This is a genomic window from Enterococcus sp. DIV1307a, assembly GCF_050537425.1.
Taxonomy (GTDB): domain Bacteria; phylum Bacillota; class Bacilli; order Lactobacillales; family Enterococcaceae; genus Enterococcus; species Enterococcus faecalis.
The window spans coordinates 1,446,221-1,465,459 of the sequence record NZ_CP172914.1; the positions used below are offsets into that span (position 1 = coordinate 1,446,221).

General features: G+C 38.7%; 18 protein-coding genes. 5 read left to right on the forward strand and 13 right to left on the reverse strand.

Annotation, left to right across the window (positions count from 1 at the left end; all coding sequences use genetic code 11):
* Positions 1 to 116 precede the first annotated feature (116 nt).
* Together IGL90_RS07065 and IGL90_RS07070 are read left to right on the forward strand one after the other, a co-directional pair.
* The gene (locus IGL90_RS07065) at positions 117 to 671 is read left to right on the forward strand and encodes an NADPH-dependent FMN reductase (protein ID WP_048736862.1); all 555 of its coding nucleotides are present in this window, start codon (positions 117 to 119) and stop codon (positions 669 to 671) included.
* Between the two features lie 117 nt (positions 672 to 788).
* Positions 789 to 1,544, forward strand: coding sequence for a MerR family transcriptional regulator (locus IGL90_RS07070; protein ID WP_002377293.1), 756 nt, complete (start codon positions 789 to 791; stop codon positions 1,542 to 1,544).
* Between the two features lie 74 nt (positions 1,545 to 1,618).
* Here IGL90_RS07070 and ffh read toward each other — a convergent pair whose 3' ends face one another.
* The 3 genes from ffh to IGL90_RS07085 form a co-directional block, all read right to left on the reverse strand.
* Positions 1,619 to 3,037, reverse strand: coding sequence for a signal recognition particle protein (gene ffh, locus IGL90_RS07075; RefSeq protein ID WP_002360194.1), 1,419 nt, complete (start codon positions 3,035 to 3,037; stop codon positions 1,619 to 1,621).
* A 4-nt stretch (positions 3,038 to 3,041) separates the two neighbouring features.
* Positions 3,042 to 3,380 (reverse strand): putative DNA-binding protein, encoded by a 339-nt coding sequence (locus IGL90_RS07080; protein ID WP_002357429.1) that lies wholly within the window; start codon positions 3,378 to 3,380, stop codon positions 3,042 to 3,044.
* Positions 3,381 to 3,463: 83 nt separating this feature from the next.
* Positions 3,464 to 3,928 carry a DUF523 domain-containing protein gene (locus IGL90_RS07085; RefSeq protein ID WP_010824689.1) on the reverse strand — a complete coding sequence of 155 codons (465 nt, stop codon included), beginning with the start codon at positions 3,926 to 3,928 and terminating at the stop codon, positions 3,464 to 3,466.
* A 162-nt stretch (positions 3,929 to 4,090) separates the two neighbouring features.
* On the opposite strand from IGL90_RS07085, the gene IGL90_RS07090 reads away from it, so the two are divergent.
* Both IGL90_RS07090 and pnpS read left to right on the forward strand, forming a co-directional pair.
* Positions 4,091 to 4,801, forward strand: a complete 711-nt coding sequence (locus IGL90_RS07090; RefSeq protein WP_002360193.1) for a response regulator transcription factor — start codon at positions 4,091 to 4,093, stop codon at positions 4,799 to 4,801.
* Positions 4,798 to 6,573: a two-component system histidine kinase PnpS gene (gene pnpS, locus IGL90_RS07095; protein WP_048736868.1), complete on the forward strand. Its 1,776-nt coding sequence runs from the start codon at positions 4,798 to 4,800 to the stop codon at positions 6,571 to 6,573. The genes IGL90_RS07090 and pnpS overlap by 4 nt, the downstream gene beginning before the upstream one ends.
* A gap of 40 nt (positions 6,574 to 6,613) precedes the next feature.
* Here the strand turns inward: pnpS and IGL90_RS07100 are convergent, their stop codons facing one another.
* The 4 genes from IGL90_RS07100 to IGL90_RS07115 form a co-directional block, all read right to left on the reverse strand.
* A complete protein-coding gene (locus tag IGL90_RS07100; RefSeq protein ID WP_002357425.1) occupies positions 6,614 to 7,504 on the reverse strand; it encodes a phosphate ABC transporter substrate-binding protein PstS family protein in 891 nt (296 codons plus the stop codon).
* 110 nt (positions 7,505 to 7,614) lie between these two features.
* Positions 7,615 to 8,793 carry a pyridoxal phosphate-dependent aminotransferase gene (locus tag IGL90_RS07105; protein ID WP_048736870.1) on the reverse strand — a complete coding sequence of 393 codons (1,179 nt, stop codon included), beginning with the start codon at positions 8,791 to 8,793 and terminating at the stop codon, positions 7,615 to 7,617.
* 161 nt (positions 8,794 to 8,954) lie between these two features.
* Entirely contained in the window at positions 8,955 to 11,645 is a 2,691-nt protein-coding gene (locus IGL90_RS07110; RefSeq protein WP_048736873.1) for an alpha-mannosidase, read from the reverse strand.
* Positions 11,646 to 11,656: 11 nt separating this feature from the next.
* Positions 11,657 to 12,946: a glycoside hydrolase family 125 protein gene (locus tag IGL90_RS07115; RefSeq protein WP_002357422.1), complete on the reverse strand. Its 1,290-nt coding sequence runs from the start codon at positions 12,944 to 12,946 to the stop codon at positions 11,657 to 11,659.
* A gap of 156 nt (positions 12,947 to 13,102) precedes the next feature.
* Between IGL90_RS07115 and IGL90_RS07120 the strand changes: the two genes are divergently transcribed.
* Complete coding sequence (locus IGL90_RS07120) at positions 13,103 to 14,149, forward strand: GntR family transcriptional regulator (RefSeq protein WP_002360181.1); 1,047 nt, start codon at positions 13,103 to 13,105, stop codon at positions 14,147 to 14,149.
* Positions 14,150 to 14,337: 188 nt separating this feature from the next.
* Here the strand turns inward: IGL90_RS07120 and IGL90_RS07125 are convergent, their stop codons facing one another.
* The 6 genes from IGL90_RS07125 to IGL90_RS07150 form a co-directional block, all read right to left on the reverse strand.
* A complete protein-coding gene (locus tag IGL90_RS07125; RefSeq protein WP_002361904.1) occupies positions 14,338 to 15,267 on the reverse strand; it encodes a LysR family transcriptional regulator in 930 nt (309 codons plus the stop codon).
* A gap of 18 nt (positions 15,268 to 15,285) precedes the next feature.
* Positions 15,286 to 15,999, reverse strand: coding sequence for a carbonic anhydrase (locus tag IGL90_RS07130; RefSeq protein ID WP_002382382.1), 714 nt, complete (start codon positions 15,997 to 15,999; stop codon positions 15,286 to 15,288).
* A 170-nt stretch (positions 16,000 to 16,169) separates the two neighbouring features.
* On the reverse strand, positions 16,170 to 16,802 hold the full coding sequence (gene pyrE / locus IGL90_RS07135; RefSeq protein ID WP_002360179.1) for an orotate phosphoribosyltransferase: 633 nt from the start codon (positions 16,800 to 16,802) through the stop codon (positions 16,170 to 16,172).
* 1 nt (position 16,803) lies between these two features.
* Positions 16,804 to 17,517, reverse strand: coding sequence for an orotidine-5'-phosphate decarboxylase (gene pyrF, locus IGL90_RS07140; RefSeq protein ID WP_002365730.1), 714 nt, complete (start codon positions 17,515 to 17,517; stop codon positions 16,804 to 16,806).
* The gene (locus IGL90_RS07145) at positions 17,507 to 18,445 is read right to left on the reverse strand and encodes a dihydroorotate dehydrogenase (protein ID WP_002369312.1); all 939 of its coding nucleotides are present in this window, start codon (positions 18,443 to 18,445) and stop codon (positions 17,507 to 17,509) included. Before IGL90_RS07145 ends, pyrF begins: the two co-directional genes overlap by 11 nt.
* A complete protein-coding gene (locus IGL90_RS07150) occupies positions 18,442 to 19,233 on the reverse strand; it encodes a dihydroorotate dehydrogenase electron transfer subunit (protein WP_002365731.1) in 792 nt (263 codons plus the stop codon). Before IGL90_RS07150 ends, IGL90_RS07145 begins: the two co-directional genes overlap by 4 nt.
* Positions 19,234 to 19,239 lie beyond the last annotated feature (6 nt).

Sequence of the window (19,239 nt, forward strand, 5' to 3'; positions counted from 1 at the left end):
TACTAGCTATTATACGTGAAGTTACGAAGTTCAACAATGTACAAGGATAAAACGTTTGCGCTTTTTTCGAAAAAGTACTATCATAAAGTAAGTAAAAGAAAAATGGAGGGATTTACATGACAAAAAAAATTGGTATTTTTGTAGGGAGTTTAAGAAAAGATTCATTTAACAAATTGGTAGCAAAAACAATGGCGGACTTATTTCCAGCTGATTTCGAACCTGTTTTTATTAACATTGGTGATTTAGAATTATACAATCAAGATTTGGATGATGAAGGAACCCCCACTGAAGCTTGGACAACATTCCGTGAAGAAGTCAAACAAATAGATGGTGTGATGTTTGTAACACCAGAATATAACCGTTCAGTACCAGCTGTTTTAAAAAATGCATTGGATGTCGGTTCACGTCCGTATGGCGAAAGCGTTTGGGATAAAAAACCAGGACTTGTGGTGAGTGTTTCACCAGGTGCAATTAGCGGATTTGGTGCGAACCATCATTTAAGACAATCATTAGTATTCTTAAATGTTCCAACTTTACAACAACCTGAAGCCTATATTGGCGGCATTACGAACTTAATTGGTGAAGATGGTAAAATTATTGATGGCACTGTTGGTTTCTTACAATCAATTGTAGATGCTTACGTGGATTTCTTTAATCGCTTAACTGCCTAATTGAATCAATCGAGAAAAAGTGAGGTAACTTTTTACAGGTTGTCTCACTTTTTTTATTTTTTTGCTTGACCCTCTCGTTACGTAAAGGTTTATGATAGATTTTGTCAGGAGGAATGAATGATGGAATATACAATTAAAAAAATGGCTTCACTATCTGGCGTCAGTGCACGGACGTTACGATATTATGATGAAATTGGTCTTCTTCAACCAGCCAGAATTAATTCTTCTGGTTATCGAATTTACGGGCAAGCCGAGGTGAATCGTTTGCAACAAATTCTTTTTTACCGTGAATTGGATCTGAAACTAGATGAAATTAAAGAAATTTTGGAGCAACCTGACTTTAATGTTGAACAGGCTTTATACGAGCATCAACAAAAACTATTGGAAAAGCGCAATGAAATTGATCGTCTTTTAGCCTCTGTTCAACAAACCTTACACCATTACAAAGGAGAGATAAACATGTCAGATCAGCAAAAATTCGAAGCATTCAAACAACAACGAGTTCAAGAAAACGAAGAAAAATATGGTAAAGAGATTCGGGAAAAATATGGCAACGAAACGATTGAACAAGCCAACAAAAAATATTTAAACTTGACGGAAAAAGACATGCAAGCAATGCAGAACGTGGAAAAAGATTTATTTTCTAAGTTAGCCATGTATCAAAAATCACCCAAGTTAACTAGCCAACTTGCGCAAGAAATTTTCCAATTACACAAAGATTGGTTAATGTACTCTTGGTCAAGCTATTCGCCAGAAGCACACAAAGGGTTAGGCCTTATGTATGTTGGCGATGAACGATTTACGTCATATTATGAACAACACGGCGCTGGTTTTGCCGAAGCGTTAAACGCAATTATCCAAAACTACGCTTAAACAGAAAGTGCGCCATCAGTCTCTTCGACTGATGGCGCACTTTCTGTTTCTTACGATAATTAACTAAAGCCTGTTTATCTTTTTTTCTTTTTCTTCTTTTTGTTTTTCTTCATCATACGATTCATGGCCATTTTACCTAGCTTGCCTTTAACGCCGCCACCTAGCATTTGATCCATACCAGGAATGTTCATATCCCCTTTGGACATTTGTTGCATCATTTTTTTGGATTCTTTAAATTGTTTAATCATACGATTGACTTCAACCACACTATTTCCTGAACCAGCTGCAATTCTGCGGCGGCGACTAGGATTTAATAGATCAGGATTTTCACGTTCTGCAGGGGTCATTGATAAGACCATCGCCCGTTTCCGTGCCACATCTTTTGGATCGACTTTGACATTTTCAATACCAGGCATGTTACTCATTCCAGGGATCATTTTTAATAAGTCTTCAATCGGTCCCATGCCCATAACTTGATCCAATTGCTCAATAAAATCGTTAAAGTCAAAACTGTTTTCTTTCATTTTTTGAGCAAGTTCTTCTGCTTTTTTCTCATCGTAATCTTGTTGCGCTTTTTCAATTAGCGTCAACATGTCCCCCATACCTAGGATACGACTCGACATACGATCGGGATGGAAAATTTCTAAATCAGTTAATTTTTCACCAGAACCGACAAATTTAATCGGAGCCCCCGTTACTGCCCGAATTGACAGCGCAGCCCCCCCACGAGTATCGCCGTCCATTTTGGTAATAACAACCCCAGTAATTCCAAGCTGTTCATTAAAACTATCTGCAACGTTGACAGCATCTTGCCCCGTCATCGCATCAACAACTAACAGAATTTCATTGGGATTAGCCAACTCTTTAATTTGTTTCAATTCGTCCATTAAAGCTTCGTCAATGTGTAAACGGCCGGCCGTATCAATTAAGACATAATCATTTTTCTTTTCTTTTGCTAACGCTAACCCTTGACGAACAATTTCCACTGGATTAGCATCGGTTCCCATATCAAAAACGGGAACTTCTAATTGTTGACCTAAAACCTTCAACTGATCAATCGCTGCTGGACGATAAACGTCACCAGCGATTAAAAGCGGACGAGCGTTTTCAGTTTTCATTAAGTGTTTGGCTAATTTACCAGTAAAAGTTGTTTTACCAGCCCCTTGTAACCCTGTCATCATAATCACTGTCGGGATTTTTGGAGATTTATTCAGTTCAACCGTTTCTGAACCTAACGTTTTCGTTAATTCTTCATCAACAATTTTCACAATTTGTTGGGCTGGTGATAAGCTTTCTAATACTTCAACTCCTACTGCCCGTTCTCTGACGCGTTTTGTGAAATCTTTGACCACTTGTAAATTAACGTCGGCTTCTAATAAAGCCAAACGGATTTCTCGCATCATTTCTTTTACGTCGGCTTCGGAAACTTTTCCCTTACGACGGATTTTACTCATTGCCTGTTGTAGGCGGTTTGTTAAACTCTCAAAAGCCATAGTTTCATTCCTCTATTTCTTGAATTTGTTCAATATATTTTTTGATTTCACTATCTTTGGGATAAGTTTCTTGAACATACTGCTGTAGTTGTTCAAGATATTCTTTCCGTACAACATAGTTTGAATAAAGATGTAACTTTTTTTCGTATTCTTCTAAAATTTTTTCGGTTCGTTTAATGTTATCATAAACCGCTTGGCGACTAACCTCATATTCTTCCGCAATTTCTCCTAAAGAAAAGTCATCAGCATAGTAAAGCTCCATATAATTCATCTGCTTTTCCGTTAATAATGTCGAATAAAATTCAAATAACGCATTCATGCGGTTTGTTTTTTCCATTTCCATGAGCCGTGCTCCCATCTTCAATCCCTTATAGGTTACCGATTTCATAGGGAATAGTCAATCTTTTTTTACTAAGTTTTTACCTTTTAAAAAGAAATGTCCGCAAGTTGCCATGTTTCTTCAGAATAAACGGTCATTCCTTGTTGAATAAAATAAGCAGTTGCGACTCCAACTCCAGCTTTTTTAATGCCAGAAAATTGTCCATCATAAATCAGCTGGCTGCCACAGCTGGGACTTTTTTCTTTCAAAATCAAGGTTGTAATTTGTTGGGCTTTTAATTTTTGATACGCGCGTTGTGCCCCTGCTTTAAATGCCACAGTCACATCTTCCCCGTTATCCGTATATACATAAGCAGTATTCGCCCAAACATCAAAGCCATCCCCGCCAATGATTTCTGCTGGCGGACGTGGAATGGGCAATTCGCCTAAAACTTCGGGACAAATCATTATTGCTTTTCCATTAGTTACAAGTTGTTTTAACGCTTCTTGTTCTTGAGATTTTCCATCGTAACGGCAACAAATCCCACCTAAGCAACTACTAATACCAATCATTCGCTTCTCCTCATTTCATTTCTCTATTATACCATGAGTTGACTTTTCTCAAAAGTAGCATTCTCGCTTACTTTAAAGTACGTTCTTCCTCTAAAAATATGTTAAACTAACAATAGTGAAATATACACTTATTTTCAGAAATTTCTTGAAGGAGTTATGTAAATGAAAAAAGTTCTTGTCGTCGATGATGAACCATCGATTTTAACTTTGTTAACCTTTAATTTGGAAAAAGAAGGCTATCAGGTGACTACTTCCGAAGATGGTAAAAACGGCTTCGAATTAGCTTTGTCTAATCAATATGATTTTATAATTTTAGATGTAATGCTTCCTGGTATGGATGGCTTAGAAATTACCAAGGCACTTCGTCGAGAAAAAATTGACACGCCTATTTTGATTTTAACTGCCAAAGATGAACAAGTAGATAAAATCATCGGCTTAGAAATTGGAGCAGATGATTATTTAACAAAACCTTTTAGTCCCAGAGAAGTCCTAGCACGCATGAAAGCTATTTTCCGTCGTTTAAAACCTACCACGACCGAACCGCTTCAAGAGGACACACCTAAAGCTCCGCTTGTGATTGGCGAGATTCGTGTGGATGAACAAAATTATGAAGTCTTTGTGCGCAATCAGCCCATTGAACTAACACCGAAAGAATTTGAATTACTCGTTTACTTTATGAAACGCAAAGATCGGGTCATTAATCGGGAAACCTTGTTGGAACGAATTTGGCAATATGACTTCGCTGGACAAAGTCGCATCGTCGATGTCCACATTAGTCATTTACGTGATAAAATCGAGCCCGATCCCAAACGGCCCGTTTACTTAGTAACTGTCCGTGGCTTTGGCTACCGTTTTCAGGAGCCAAAACGATGAAAAAGAGACTGCGGATTGAATATTTTTTAGTTGCGGCAGTCATGCTTTTATTATTTGTCGGGAGTATTGCAGCGACCAATTTTTTCTTTCAAAAAGAAATGGTTGCTCAGCAAGAAACCTATTTAAGAAGAAAAAATACCCTTTTAACAGACCAGTTGCCCCCTTCCGTTTTCGAAAAAGGGCAACTGACAAACCAACAACAACTCCTTGTCACCCATGCGTTAGATGATGCAGAAGAACGAGTAACTTTGTTGCAAAAAAATGGTACCGTCTTTTTTGACAGCAGCCAAAATGAACCGCTAGAGTCGCACAAAAAACGACCTGAAATCGCTGCGGTTCTATCAGGAGCTACCTATGGTTCAGCTTTACGAAAGAGTAAAACGTTAAATAAAGAACTTCTGTACGTTGCCACGCCTGTTTTAAAATCAGGAGAAATCGTTGGTATTATTCGGATTTCGGAACAAACTGCGCTATTTTCTAAAAATATCCAATCTTTTCGTCGCTATATTATCTTTACATTTGGCATCTTGTTCCTACTAATTACCTTGTTTATCTTTTTATTGTTACGGCAAAAAAATCAACCGCTAGTGACTGTCTTACCGATTCTGAAACGAATGCTTAAACATCCAGATGAAAATCGATCCATTATCCAGCAATCTTCTGAATGGAATGAACTTTACGAAACTATTAACTTACTGAGTCAACAAGTAAGTCAAACGTATAAAGCGTATACGTCTGCGGATGAGCAATTTCACGAACTTTTAGATGAGCTGATGATTGGTGTCTTTATCATTGATACGCAAGGACGGCTTCGTCTGTTGAACCCTAAAATGCAGGAAATGTTAGGACTCTCTGCTAAAAATATGCAAAGCAATTATCTTGAAGTGATTCAAGACGCCGATTTGATTCATTTAATCCATCAAGTCGTCGCTGAAAAAAACAGTTTACATCAAGAAATTACTGTGACACAAGGACCAACACCTTTACGCTTAGATCTTTCTCTTCGTTACTTGGATGATCAAAGCGCCAATGATTATCAAGTGTTAGGAATTGCCTATGATTTAACGCGCGTTCGCCAACTAGAAAAAATGCAAAAAGATTTTGTATCAAATGTGTCTCATGAATTAAAAACGCCTGTCACTTCTCTTTTGGGCTTTACCGAGACACTCATAGATGGCGCCAAAGAAGATCCGGAAGTCCTTGATCAATTTTTGCACATCATGCAAAAAGATGCCCAGCGTCTGCAACAATTAATTCAAGAAATTTTAGAACTTTCTCGGGGCAGCGCAACAATTCCTTATGCAGAACAAGAAATTACTTTAGAAAAATTCATTACAGAAATTCTCGGTTCTTATCAGCAACAATTGGCAGCAAAACAGCTGAAAACAGTCGTTCATGGTCTGCCAGAGAGCCAATTTTTCACCAAATACGAATTGTTTTATCCAATCGTGAAGAATCTAATTGAAAATGCCATTCAGTATTCCCAAGAAAATGGACAGATTACTATTTCTTATGCTATTGAAAATCAGCAATTACGTTTATCTGTTCAAGATACTGGCATTGGCATTAGTCAAAAAGACCAAGAACGGATCTTTGAACGGTTCTATCGTGTCGATAAAGCACGTAGCCGTCATTCTGGTGGCACCGGTCTAGGTCTAGCTATTGTCCAAAATTACACAGAATTATTAGGCGGTAAAATCGTCATTGATAGTCACTTAGGCTTAGGGACCACTTTTACAATCACCTTGCCTTTAACAAAAAAAGAAGCCTAAAAAACTCAGCCAATCCTGTTTATTGGCTGAGTTTTTTTGTTTATTTTTCAGTTACTTTTCCATTTACATCACGTTCTACTTGCATGTCTGTGATGGCTAAATAACCTAAGTCTTTGACAATGGTTTTTTGAACATCATCGGTGACCATATAGTCTAAGAAGGCTTTTACTTCTTTATTAGGCTCCCCTTTTGTATACATATGTTCATAAGACCAGATTTTCCATGAATTGTCTTTCACGTGTTCTTCTTTTGGTTCAACACCATCAATGCTTAAGGCAACGGTGGAATCATCCATATAAGAAAAAGCTAAATAGCTGATTGCTCCTGGTGTTTGTTCAACAATTTTACGAACTGTTCCCGAAGAATCTTGTTCTTGTGATTGAACTGGTTTAGCTCCATCTAAGCCCCATTTTTCAAATGTTGCTCGGGTGCCACTTCCGTTTGCGCGGTTTATTACGACGATTTCTTGATCTTTGCCGCCCACTTCTTTCCAGTTTTTGACTTTGCCAGTAAAGACATCAATCAATTGTTGCTTTGTTAAATTCTTCACGCCGACTTCTTTGTTGACCACTGGTCCCATACCGACCACGGCCACCCGATGATCGACTAATTTAGAGGCATCCACGCCATCTTTCTCTTCGGCAAACACATCGGAATTTCCAATGGTCACTGCGCCATCCGCAACTTGCGAAAGTCCTGTTCCGCTGCCGCCACCTTGGACAGAAACTGTATAATTGGGATGTTCTTGTGTAAATTGATCTTTCGCAGCATCTACTAACGGTTGTAAAGCGGTGGAACCAACAGCGACAATTTTAACTGGTTTGTTACTATCCGCTTCGCTGGATTTTTCAGTTGTGCCTCCTTGAGCTCCGCACCCAGTTAATAATAACCCTAGACTCAGCATAGTTGCTGCAATTACACGTTTTTTCATCTTTGCACTTCCTTTTCAATTAGTTACAAGTTTAGTCTACCAAGACTCTGTTAATTCTGTTTCAATTAAATGTAAATAAAAGGTAAAGGTGTGTAAAGAATCTATAAAGGCTAGTGCGTTACGCGTTGGGTCGCCATGTAATGTGCGATTCGTTCCATGGCCGTTGTTAATTTATCCATATCGGACGCATAACTAATTCGGACGTATCCTTCTGCTTCTGGACCAAAAGAAATACCTGGAATCAACGCTACTGCTTCTTTTTGCGCTAAATCAATACAAAATTTCATAGAATCTTGTTCATAACCAGTAGGAATCTTAGCAAAAATATAAAAGGCGCCATTTGGACGCGCAACCTCAAACCCCAATTGAGTCATCTGTTCATAAACAAAATCGCGCCGTTTCCGATACTCTTCTTTCATAATTTCAGCATCATGCATTCCTTCGATTAAGGCACGAACAGCCGCTTTTTGAGACACTGTTGCAGCCGCAGTAACTAAATACTGATGAACTTTAATAATCTCCGCTGTTAAAATCGCTGGTGCAAAAATAAAGCCAATCCGCCAGCCTGTCATGGCATGTGATTTCGACAAACCGTTAATTAAAATCGTTTGGTCACGTAACATTTCAGCAATCGAAACATGACTCTCATCATAAGTTAACTCACTATAAATTTCATCACTAATCACAAAAATGTCGTATTTTTTTAGAACATCAGCAATTGCTTGCAACTCTTGGCGGTTATAGGTGACACCAGTTGGGTTGCTAGGATAATTTAAAATAATTGCTTTGACTTGTTCCCCATGCTCGGCCATTGCCGCTTCAATCATTTCAGGGGTCAAGACAAAATCGTTGTCTCGTGTATCCAAATATATCGGCTCCGCCCCCGCCAATGTAATAATTGGTTCATACCCTGGGTAAATAGGTGCTGGCAATAGCACTTTGTCACCTTGTTCTAAAATTGCTAATAACGAAGCTGAAATCGCTTCTGTTGCTCCAACTGTTACTAAAATTTCTGTCGCAGGCTGGTAAGTCAAATGGTACTTTTCTTTCATAAAATAAGCGGCTGCTTCACGGACATCTAATAAACCAGACATCCCTGTATAATGAGAAAAATTCGCATCAATTGCTTCTTTGGCTGCTTTTTTGACATGCTCAGGTGTGTTAAAATCCGGCTCTCCTAGCGTTAATTTTAAAATACCTTCAATTCCTGAGACTTGTTCGTCAAATTGACGAATTAAAGAAACAGCAATTTTATTTACTTGACGATTAAAACGATTGGTTAAATCCATTTAGCTTCACTCCTTCAGTTGACGTTATAGTAGCACAAATTGACCGTAAAATGAATGATTTTCTCATTGTTTCGCTAGATTTTTATTATAAATATCTCAAAAAAACGACAGAAAAGAAAATAGGAGAACTTTGTCCTTTTCAACAAAGTTCTCCTATTTATTTATTTTTCGAAACGCCATGTCCGAATTTCAAACGGACGTAATGGTGCATCAACTTCTATCGCTGGTGTCAACGGTTCTTCTAATACATTTGTTAAACAAGTCGCTGGTTGTGTCTCTTTGTGAAGTTCACAAGGAATATTTTGCGCTGTTAGATTAAAGCCACGAACGACTAAATGATTTGTTTGCTCTTGACGTTTAACGGCTGTCCAACCAATTGGTCCTTCTGCCGTTGTCAAGTAGACATGGTTCGGTGCTAGTTTACCTTCATGACGCGCAGTAGTAGCTGCAGTAAAAGGAATTTGTGCACTATAGGCTTGTTGATACGTAGCAAAGCGTTCTTCTGGTTTTCCATGCAATGACAAACCATATTTAAAGGTATATTCTCCTTGGCATTGTGCTTCTGGTGTCGCAAAATAGCCCCAATCACCTAGTTCGCCAACACAACGAATTAATGTGACCGCAATGGTTCCATCTGCTAAGACTTCATACTCATTTAAGCCTTCATTGAAGATAGTCACGCCTTTGTTTTGGTCATGAACATTCACAAACGCTTGTTGGTGCTGCGGGTTTGTTGGATTTTCCCATGTGTCGCTTACTTGATTTGGTCGTGTCACGACTTCATAAATACTATCCGCTTCGTGTGTTTCTGTGACCATGCCAGTTGGGAAAAGCACGCGTAAACGATGATCTTTGATTTGATTATTAATGGTTGTTTCAAAGAACAATTGGTTACTTTCTTTGATCATTGTAACCACTGTCGTTATTTCGAACGGGCGAAGCGTCGTTGAACGTTGTGCTTGGCGTTCTCTAAACTCACGAACAGCCTTTTGTTCTTCTTCTAATCGTTCATCTGCTGAAACTGGTAACATGACGGTTTGTTTAATTTGATAACTTGCTTTTACAGGGGAATTTTCTTTATTCGTAATTTCAGCCGTTACATTTTCGGTTGTAATTCCTTGGTCTTCAGTCGGTTTGAAAAAGATATATTCATTCCCAATGTCGCCAGTATCTTCAAATGTTAACAATTTTGAAAATGTTTCTCCTGTTTTTTTGTCAGCAATGGTTAAGCTACCATTGTTTTCAATTTTCACTTGAATAAATTCGTTTTCCATTTCATTTGTTGCTGGTTGAGCCAAAAGACTTCCTTCAAAAGCTTTCGTTTTTCCTTGAATCAATGCAAAGCTATCCCAAGAGAATGGCGCCATTTCTTTGACAGATAATTCGACCGTTAAGTATTTAGCCATGTACGGTTGACGGAAAGCATCTTTAGGTAAATCGTAACCAAAACGAACATCTTCTTTGACAATACGGCTTGCAACGGCTTGTCCTGTTGGATCAATCACTTGATAATCTGGGGTGGCTTTTTGTTTTAATTCATGATAAAGATCTTCAGGTTTTCCTGTATAAAATGGCAATCGTTCAATCTCCACTTCCACAGTGACAACCTCCGTTTTCTGATAGCCACTAGTATTAAATAAAACAAACGGGTGCGCTTTTTCTGGGAAAACACTTGTATCAATTGCTTCTGTTAATTGTCGTGTTGCTTCATCTGCTAAGAAATGCCCGACATCATTGGCATTTTCAAAGCGAGTCATCATGCCTCGGTGAACCTCGTCGACAGAACAGCCACAAATACTATCGTGCGGATGGTTTTGAAGCAATGTTTTCCAAGCATAATCAAATTGGTCATGTGGGTAGTCGCCAGTTACTTCGTAAGCCATTGCTGCTAAAGGTTCTGCGATATTTTCTAATTGGCGTTGCACTTTTGTGTTCCACTGTTTTAAATAGACGCGAGCAGAAGAAGTATTGGCTAATGTGTACCAGCCATCCGTTTCTTGACTCGTTAATTCGCCTGTTACTGTTCCTAAATCTTCTGGTAACTCCTCTTGAACAGCTTTCAAATAGTCATCGAAATTGGAATGAATAAATTCATATTCTGGGAATAGTTCATTGGCTAAAGCGATGGCCTTAGTAATATCTCTTTGTACCGGTTGGTGGTCGACCCCATTCATCATCAATAAATGGTTTGTGGAAGCGTAACGTTCCACATCAGCCAATTTTTGTTTCCAAAAAGCGATTGCCGCTTCTTTTTCTGAAGGAATTTCGTTCCCGTTACTATACCAGTTCGCAAAAAGCAAGCCGAAAATTTTGGTTTGGTCAGGACCTTCCCACCACATTTCAGAATATTGTGAGCTATAGTCGCTTTCTAAGACTTGATTATCAAAGCCAATCGGTTTCACCCCGCGTCCAAACGCAGCCGCAGGCAGATTTGCTAATTGCATCATTTGAGGCGTTTGACCCATATTCCCAAATGTATCCGGGAAGTAACCTAATTGAACTGGTGCTCCCCATTTTTGACTTTCTAAATGCCCAATCAGCATGTTTCGAACATTGGATTCAGAGCTAATTAAAAAGTCATCTTGTAAAATATAAAATGGTCCGATTTTTAGTTTGCCTGCTTGGACAGCTTTTTTCACGGCTTCTTTTTTCTCTGGGCGAACTTGTAAATAGTCGTCTAAGATAATCGTTTGTCCATCTAAATGGAAACTGTTAAACTCAGGATCATTTTCAATTAAATCTAATACATTATCCACTAATTCAATTAAGCGCATATGATGTTCTTCATAAGGAAGATACCATTCACGATCCCAATGACTATGGGAAACAATATAGACTTTTTTCTTTGTCATCACTTTTCCTCCTATTTTTCCACTCGGATGTCAAAATAATCCATAACTAATTCACAAAACATCATATTAGCCCATGAAAACCATTCTCTTGTATAATTTTCAGGATTATCTACGTCAAAACCTTCATGCATCAAATGAGTCCCCGCATCTGTGGCAACCAATAAATCTAAAATTCGTTCTTTTTCTGCTTTATCTTTGGTTGTCATTCCTTCCATTGCTAGAGCAATCGGCCACACGTAATTTTCTGGTGTATGCGAGCTACCAATCCCTTTCGCGTATTTGCCTTCATAGAAGTAAGGATTTTCTTTACTTAATAAGGTTTGACGCGTTGTTAAATATTGTTCATCCTCTGTTGAACAATAACCCAGATAAGGGGCTGCTACTAAATTGGGAACATTACTGTCATCCATCACGCTTGCATTGCCTAAGCCATCCACTTCATACGCATAAATCGTTTCGTTATTTTGATTTTTTGTTCGTCCAAATGTTTGGATGCCTTCTTCAATCTCTTCTTGTAATTTTTTAGCAATCGCCACAATCGTAGCATCTTCTAAAACATCAGAGAAAATTTCTTGAATATAGCCTAAAATTACGACTGCAAACATATTAGAAGGAACTAAGTAACCATATTGGCAGGCATCATCACTAGGACGGAAGCCTGACCATGTCATCCCTGTTTTGCCAACTGGTGTTCCTTTCCCTGCTTCAACCAACGTATCTTCTTGACGCCACGTATCTCGTTCAAATAAATAAGGTGACTGTGCGTGATCTTGTTCTGTTGTAAAAACGTTGAGAATTTTTTTGACGCCTTCCACAAAATCTGAATTAAATTGTTCGGTCATCCCAGTATTTTTATAAAGTAAATAGGCTAATTGGACCGGGTAACATAATGAATCAATTTCATATTTCCGTTCCCAAATCCAGCCATTCATTTCGGTCTTATCAGTTTGATGGCCTGCATGATTATCTGTTTCATTAAACGCATTGGCATATGGATCAATGCAAATATAACGAAACTGGCGCTTAACCAAACCAGCAATCATTTGAGCAAGGTCTTCGTCTTCTTTCGCAATCACTAAATAGGGACGAACTTGTGCTGTTGAGTCTCTTAACCACATTGCTGGAATATCGCCTGTTAATAAAAAGGTAGTACCATCTTCTTGACGTTTCACTGTTGTTAGTAAAGTATTGGCAAAGGCCGCCTGAAAGTTTTTTGCCCAATCTTGATGTGCTTCACCGCATTTTTCTGTAATTGTCTCCATAAATGTTGCTACGGATTTTGGAACTTCTGTATAAACCATTCTCGTCACCTCTTAAATTTGATATATCATTTTACAATTGAATTATAGCGTTTACATTTCACTTTGTCTAGTGATTTCAATCATTTTTTTCATTTTAAAACCAATTAATTTATGGTAAACTATAAATAAGATATATCTTATTGTGAGGTGAAATGAATGAAGCAACCATTATATCAACAAATTATTGATTATTTACAAAATGAAATTGATTCAGGGCGATTGCCTGTTGGAGCGCAAGTGCCTACCGAAAAAGAATTATCGGCTCAGTTTAACGTCAGTAGAATTACGTCCAAACGAGCGCTAACTGAGTTGGAAACGCAAGGCGTAATCCAACGTCACCAAGGAAAAGGAAGTTTTGTTCAAGCACCAAAGCACCCTCTCCATACCTCTTTAAATAAAGTTCTTTTTTTATTGCCTTTTGCAGACGATTTATCAGTAGGAAATTTCTATAGCGGTTTGGCCCCTACTATTCAAGCAGCTGGTTTAGAAGTCTTTATGACCTCGCCTAATTTTTTGAGAGAGAAAAATGCTGCGGACATTGTGAATGAGTTTGCCGGGCTTGTCTATTATGCTGCTACTAGTAATGACTACCTCGACTTATTGTTTGAGTTGGCTTTGATGAATTTTCCAGTCGTTGTCTTGGATAAAAAGATCCATGATTTACCTTTTGCAACCATTCAATCAGACAACTTTGCTGGTGGTAAAACAGCAACCGAACGCTTAATTGGCTTAGGACATACAAAAATTGGATATATCCTTTCAGGAAGTCCGGCCCTACAATCCGTTCGGCAACGTTATTTAGGTTATCTCCAAGCTTTAAAAGAAGCCAATCTGGCGTTCCATACAGCAATCACGGAAACCAATCTCTTAGATGAACACAACTTTAAACAGTATTTTGAGGCGCACCAACTCACAGCCGTGGTCTGCGATAATGACTTCAGCGCGTTACATTGTTTACGAAACTGTAAAAACCTAGGTATTCATGTGCCTGAAGAATTATCGATTATTGGTTTTGACGATATTCAAGCAGCAGCATTTGTCGAACCGCCATTAACAACCATGGCGCAAGACTTTAAAGAAATGGGAAAACTAGCTGGTGAAGTGTTATTACAAACGATGCAACAAGACATTCAAATCATAGAAGACATTCAAGTACCTGTCACATTAATTGAAAGAGAAACCATTTCTACTGTTTCAAAATGAGCAAAAAAAGAAGAGCGTGGGACAAAAATCACTTTGGATTTTTGCTCCACGCTCAAAAACTAATAAACGGCGGGAACAGAAGCAACTCCTTCGGAAATAAGCCGAAATTCTCCAAAAATTAAAGAACAATTTTCGGAAATTCCTTCTTATTTCTCGGAGTTAAACACTTCTGTCCCGACCTCTTCTTTTTATTCCTTAGTGCTAAATGTTTTGGTATCTACCTCTTTTTTAAACAACGCTTTTAGTTCTTTGATAAAGTAGCGACCAATTGGACTGATTTCCCGATTTTTGGGAAAGAGTAAACAAATACGATTTTCCAAAGCTGGCGCCAATGGCACTAACCGAATTTCTTTCTTCGTAAAACCCGTTACGACTCCTGAACCAGAAGCATAAGCATTGGTTTCTACCAACAAATTCATCAAGGTTCCACGATCCGTAGTATGAATGACCGATTCCTGTTCAGGAATTTCAACTAAATCTTCAGAAAAATAGGAAAAATTGCTTCCTTCTTGATTAAAGCGAACTTGTGGATAGGGAACTAATTCCTCTAAATGAATTTCTTTTTGCTTGGCTAAAGGATGATGATTTCCTAAAAAAATGTGTGTATTAAAAGTACTAATTACCTCGTAGGCTAGATTAGCTTGTTCTAAATACCGTTCAATACTGACACTATTTTGTTCATTTAAATAAATAATCCCCAGCTCACTGTGAAATCCTTTGACGTCTTCAATTACTTTTAAGGTCGTGGTTTCAAAGACACGAAAATCTTTATATTGATCCCCATACTTTTTAAGAACTTTGGCAATTACCTCACCTAAAAAATCGTAATGTTGCGAAGAGATGGAGAATCGTTCGCTGGTCACTGTCTCGCGATAGCGATTTTCCAATAACTCCATTTGAACTAAGACTTTCTCTGCTTGTTCTAAAAAAACCATTCCTTCTTCTGTTAAAAAAGCGCCTTTATTAGTACGTAAAAAGAGGGAAATTCCTAGTTCTTCTTCTAATTCTCGAATACTATTTGACAAGCTAGGTTGTGTAATAAATAGTTTTTTGGCTGCTTCCCGAAAACTCCCATTGTTAGCTATGGCAGCAACATACTTCATTTGTTGAATATTCAACACTTTTTCCTCCACACACTAATCATTTGAAAAATAAATCTTACGCCCATTCAACGGCTGAAGGGGCCGATTGTTAAAGGCCAACATACCTTCCTTGATCTTATTTAAAAAGGCTTGATCCATTTTTTGAATGGTATCAAATACAAACCATTTCACTGGACCCTTAGTTGGCGGTGTTGTTAACGAGCCTACATAATGGTAGTGTAGACGCTCCTCTGGTAAAAAGATTGACGGATTAAACCATTGTTGGTGCGTGCCGTTTTCCCAGTCCATCGGATGATTCGCTTCTGAAAAACGATTTTCTTCCTCAGTGATGGTAAACAGGCAACCGACAACTAAATTTTCGCCAGCATCATTCATATGAACCAAATGGAATTCTAGCGGATACTGCTTTCCCGATAGCAAATGTTCGCTAGGCATATGAAAATGAATATCGGTTAAATGATACGCAACATTTTCAAACATTACGTAACTTTCCGTATTTGGTGGTACAAAATGAAACGTATTTTTGAATTCCTTTTCAGTGAATTCTTCTTTTTTATAATGAAACGTAATCTGAGAATTTACTGTCTCAGCACTTTCTTTTTCTAAAGCAATTGGCGATTGATAAGCAAACTTAGCACCTTCTGCAAACCAGTCACATAGCGTATGCCAATGTTCCGGTCCATCGTTGCCTGTATAGCTCCATTCAACGTCCATATTTTTTATTTTTTTCATACACTCTTCCTTCATTTCCACATAGTAATCAGGTAAAACTCATGTTAAAACTCTATCCTAACATCTTTTCTACGTCAAACAAAAGAACTTAGATCATTACGCTCCTCGGCAAATGACCTAAGTTCTCCTACCGTTAAATCTGGTTACTAAAAATCAGACGACAAGAACTATCTTTAGTTCAACGTTTATTTGCCCCAGTTTTCAGGATCTTTTTTCCATTCTTGTAATAAGGTAACATCTTTTTCTTCGATATAATTTGCTTCTAATGCAGCATCAATTAAAGTTGAATAATTGGTTAACGTTAGTAACGTCATCTGTTTATCTGCAAAATTTGCCGTTCCTTTGGGTAACTCATAAGTGAAGATTGCCGCAACGCCTAAAACCGTTGCTCCTTCACGTTCCGCCGCTTCTGCCGCTTCTAAAACGCTACCGCCGGTTGAAATTAAATCCTCGATAACTACCATTTTTTGTCCTTCAGAAATTCGGCCTTCAATTTGATTCCCTTTGCCGTGATCTTTGGCTTTACTGCGGATATAAACCATTGGTAATCCTAAAATATCGGCTACCCATGCCGCATGTGGAATCCCTGCGGTAGCTGTCCCAGCAATCACTTCGACTTCTGGGAAAGTTTCTTTAATTTTTGCCGCTAAGCCTTCTGCAATTTCTTTACGCACAGCAGGATAACTCATCGTGATACGGTTATCACAATAAATCGGGCTTTTTATGCCACTAGCCCAGGTAAACGGCTCATTAGGGTTTAAAAATACCGCTTCAATCTCTAATAAATCTTTGGCAATCTTTTTTGCTACTTTTGTCATGTTACTTTCCGCTCCAGTCTTTTTTGATTTCTTGATAGGCTTCGTAAGGATTTTCTGCTTGGGTAATAGGTCGGCCAACAACGATATATGTGGACCCGATTTCGCGAGCATGTTGCGGCGTAACGACCCGTTGTTGGTCACCTACTGCACTTCCTGCTGGACGAATACCAGGTGTTAAGCAAATAAACGTTTGCTTGGTTGCTTCTTGAATACCACGTGCTTCTAATGCTGAACAAACCACGCCATCCAGACCCGCTTTTTCCGCACATTTAGCATAATGAATGACACTTGTCTCTAAAGAAACGTTGATTAATTGATCATGGTGCATCTCTTCTTCACTAGTAGAAGTCAACTGGGTTACAGCAATTAACTCAGGAACCTTAGCGCCTGGCTGAGTCCCTTTGATTAGACCTTCCTTAGCTGCTTGCATCATTCGAACGCCCCCTGCTGCATGGACATTGGTAATGGCAACGCCTAATTTTGCTAAATTTGTCATCGCTTTTTCCACAGTATTCGGAATATCATGTAATTTTAAATCCAAGAAAACATCATGTCCTTGTTCTTTAAGCCAGCGAACAATCGCTGGTCCTTCTGCGTAAAAAAGTTCCATTCCCACTTTAACAAACAAGGCTTCTTCCTTAGGAAATTTTTCTAAAAAAACAGCCACTTCTTTTTGCGTGGGAAAATCTAACGCAATAATTGGTCTATCGTGCATTTTGCTGCCCCTCTCTCACTTCTTTAATTAATTGTTCCAACGATTCAATACCTAACTCTTCCATTCGCTTAGGTAATCCGTCAATCAACTTCGGACAAATATATGGATCTGTAAAATTGGCCGTACCAACACCGACAGCGCTAGCACCTGCCATGAACATTTCCAAGACATCATCCACTGTTTGAACACCGCCCATTCCAATAATTGGCAACTGAGAAACACTGGCGACTTGTCGGATTAAGCGAATAGCAACAGGTTTAATGGCTGGTCCAGATAGTCCACCAGTTTGATTGGCTAAAATAGGTTTTCTCGTTTTTAAATCAATGCGCATCCCGAGCAATGTATTAATCATAGAAAAACCGTCTGCGCCCCCTGCTTCAATTGCTTGGGCGATCGGCACAATGTCCGTTACGTTTGGTGATAGTTTAACATAAATCGGAACAGATGCGACTTTTTTGACTGCTTGTGTTAATTGAAAAGCAACCTCTGGATCTGTACCAAAAGCTATGCCGCCATGTTTCACATTAGGACAGGAAATATTCAATTCAATTGCTTTGACGTTAGGCGCTTGCCCAATTTTTGCGCAAACAGCCACATAGTCCTCTTCGCAAGCACCTGCAACATTTGCGATAATCGGTAAGTTAGGGTATTTTTCTAATTTCGGTAATTTTTCTTGCATCACCACTTCTAAACCTGGATTCTGCAATCCAATGGCATTTAGCATACCACTAGGTGTTTCAGCTACACGTGGCGTGGGATTTCCATATCGTGCTTGGGGCGTTGTTGCCTTAATCATAATTGAACCTAATTGATCAAGGTCATAATAGTTAGCATATTCTTCCCCGAACCCAAAGCAACCACTGGCGGGAATAATTGGATTTTTTAATGTTAAACCTGGAATTGAAACAGCTAAAGGATTTTTCATTATAAGATAACCTCACTTGCTTTAAAAATCGGACCTTCATCACAGACCTTGACACTTTTTGCTCCAGTAGTGTCTCCTTTTTTATGGCAAACGCAGGCATAACAAGCCCCAATTCCACAGGCCATCCGTTCTTCTAAAGAAAGGTAAACGTGTGGATGTGTTGGAAATAAAGAATCAATTGCTTTTAACATACCATTCGCACCACAAGCATAAACTGCATCAGGGATCCGTCCTTTTGCTAACGCTTCTGACAATAAACGTCCCACGTTGCCATGAGCGCCAAACGAGCCGTCATCTGTGGCAAAATGTGTTTCTCCTAATGCCATAAATTCTTGTTGGTAATAAGCAACCTCTTTTGATGCATAACCAAGAAAATGAATCACTTTCACGCCTTTTTCATTGAGTTGTTTTGATAATTCATACAATGGGGGAATCCCGATTCCTCCGCCAACGATAAAAGCAGTTTGACCAGCTGCTACGGTAGTTATATCAAAGCCGTTTCCTAAAGGACCTAAAATATCTAATTGTTCACCAGCCTTCATGGTGGCAAACACTTCCGTTCCAGCGCCTTCGACTCGATAAATCAAACGACAGGTTTCGTTCGAATGATCAATTTGGTTGATGCTAATCGGTCGCCGCAAAAGTAAATCTGCACGCGGAACCTTGATATGCACAAACTGTCCAGGTCGTGTCATCTCTTTCACTAACTCGCCTTGTAAGTCTAACTGATAAATCCGTGGCGCTAACTGTTTTTGAGCTACAATGGTCATCATTTCTTGCTTTCTCTGCATCAGTAT

Bases quoted from the DNA above. Each gene is read 5' to 3' on its own strand.
- IGL90_RS07065 (WP_048736862.1), top strand. From the start codon at position 117: ATGACAAAAAAAATTGGTATTTTTGTAGGGAGTTTAAGAAAAGATTCA.
- IGL90_RS07070 (WP_002377293.1), top strand. From the start codon at position 789: ATGATGGAATATACAATTAAAAAAATGGCTTCACTATCTGGCGTCAGT.
- ffh (WP_002360194.1), bottom strand. From the start codon at position 3,037: ATGGCTTTTGAGAGTTTAACAAACCGCCTACAACAGGCAATGAGTAAA.
- IGL90_RS07080 (WP_002357429.1), bottom strand. From the start codon at position 3,380: ATGGAAATGGAAAAAACAAACCGCATGAATGCGTTATTTGAATTTTAT.
- IGL90_RS07085 (WP_010824689.1), bottom strand. From the start codon at position 3,928: ATGATTGGTATTAGTAGTTGCTTAGGTGGGATTTGTTGCCGTTACGAT.
- IGL90_RS07090 (WP_002360193.1), top strand. From the start codon at position 4,091: ATGAAAAAAGTTCTTGTCGTCGATGATGAACCATCGATTTTAACTTTG.
- pnpS (WP_048736868.1), top strand. From the start codon at position 4,798: ATGAAAAAGAGACTGCGGATTGAATATTTTTTAGTTGCGGCAGTCATG.
- IGL90_RS07100 (WP_002357425.1), bottom strand. From the start codon at position 7,504: ATGAAAAAACGTGTAATTGCAGCAACTATGCTGAGTCTAGGGTTATTA.
- IGL90_RS07105 (WP_048736870.1), bottom strand. From the start codon at position 8,793: ATGGATTTAACCAATCGTTTTAATCGTCAAGTAAATAAAATTGCTGTT.
- IGL90_RS07110 (WP_048736873.1), bottom strand. From the start codon at position 11,645: ATGACAAAGAAAAAAGTCTATATTGTTTCCCATAGTCATTGGGATCGT.
- IGL90_RS07115 (WP_002357422.1), bottom strand. From the start codon at position 12,946: ATGGTTTATACAGAAGTTCCAAAATCCGTAGCAACATTTATGGAGACA.
- IGL90_RS07120 (WP_002360181.1), top strand. From the start codon at position 13,103: ATGAAGCAACCATTATATCAACAAATTATTGATTATTTACAAAATGAA.
- IGL90_RS07130 (WP_002382382.1), bottom strand. From the start codon at position 15,999: ATGAAGGAAGAGTGTATGAAAAAAATAAAAAATATGGACGTTGAATGG.
- pyrE (WP_002360179.1), bottom strand. From the start codon at position 16,802: ATGACAAAAGTAGCAAAAAAGATTGCCAAAGATTTATTAGAGATTGAA.
- pyrF (WP_002365730.1), bottom strand. From the start codon at position 17,517: ATGCACGATAGACCAATTATTGCGTTAGATTTTCCCACGCAAAAAGAA.
- IGL90_RS07150 (WP_002365731.1), bottom strand. From the start codon at position 19,233: ATGCAGAGAAAGCAAGAAATGATGACCATTGTAGCTCAAAAACAGTTA.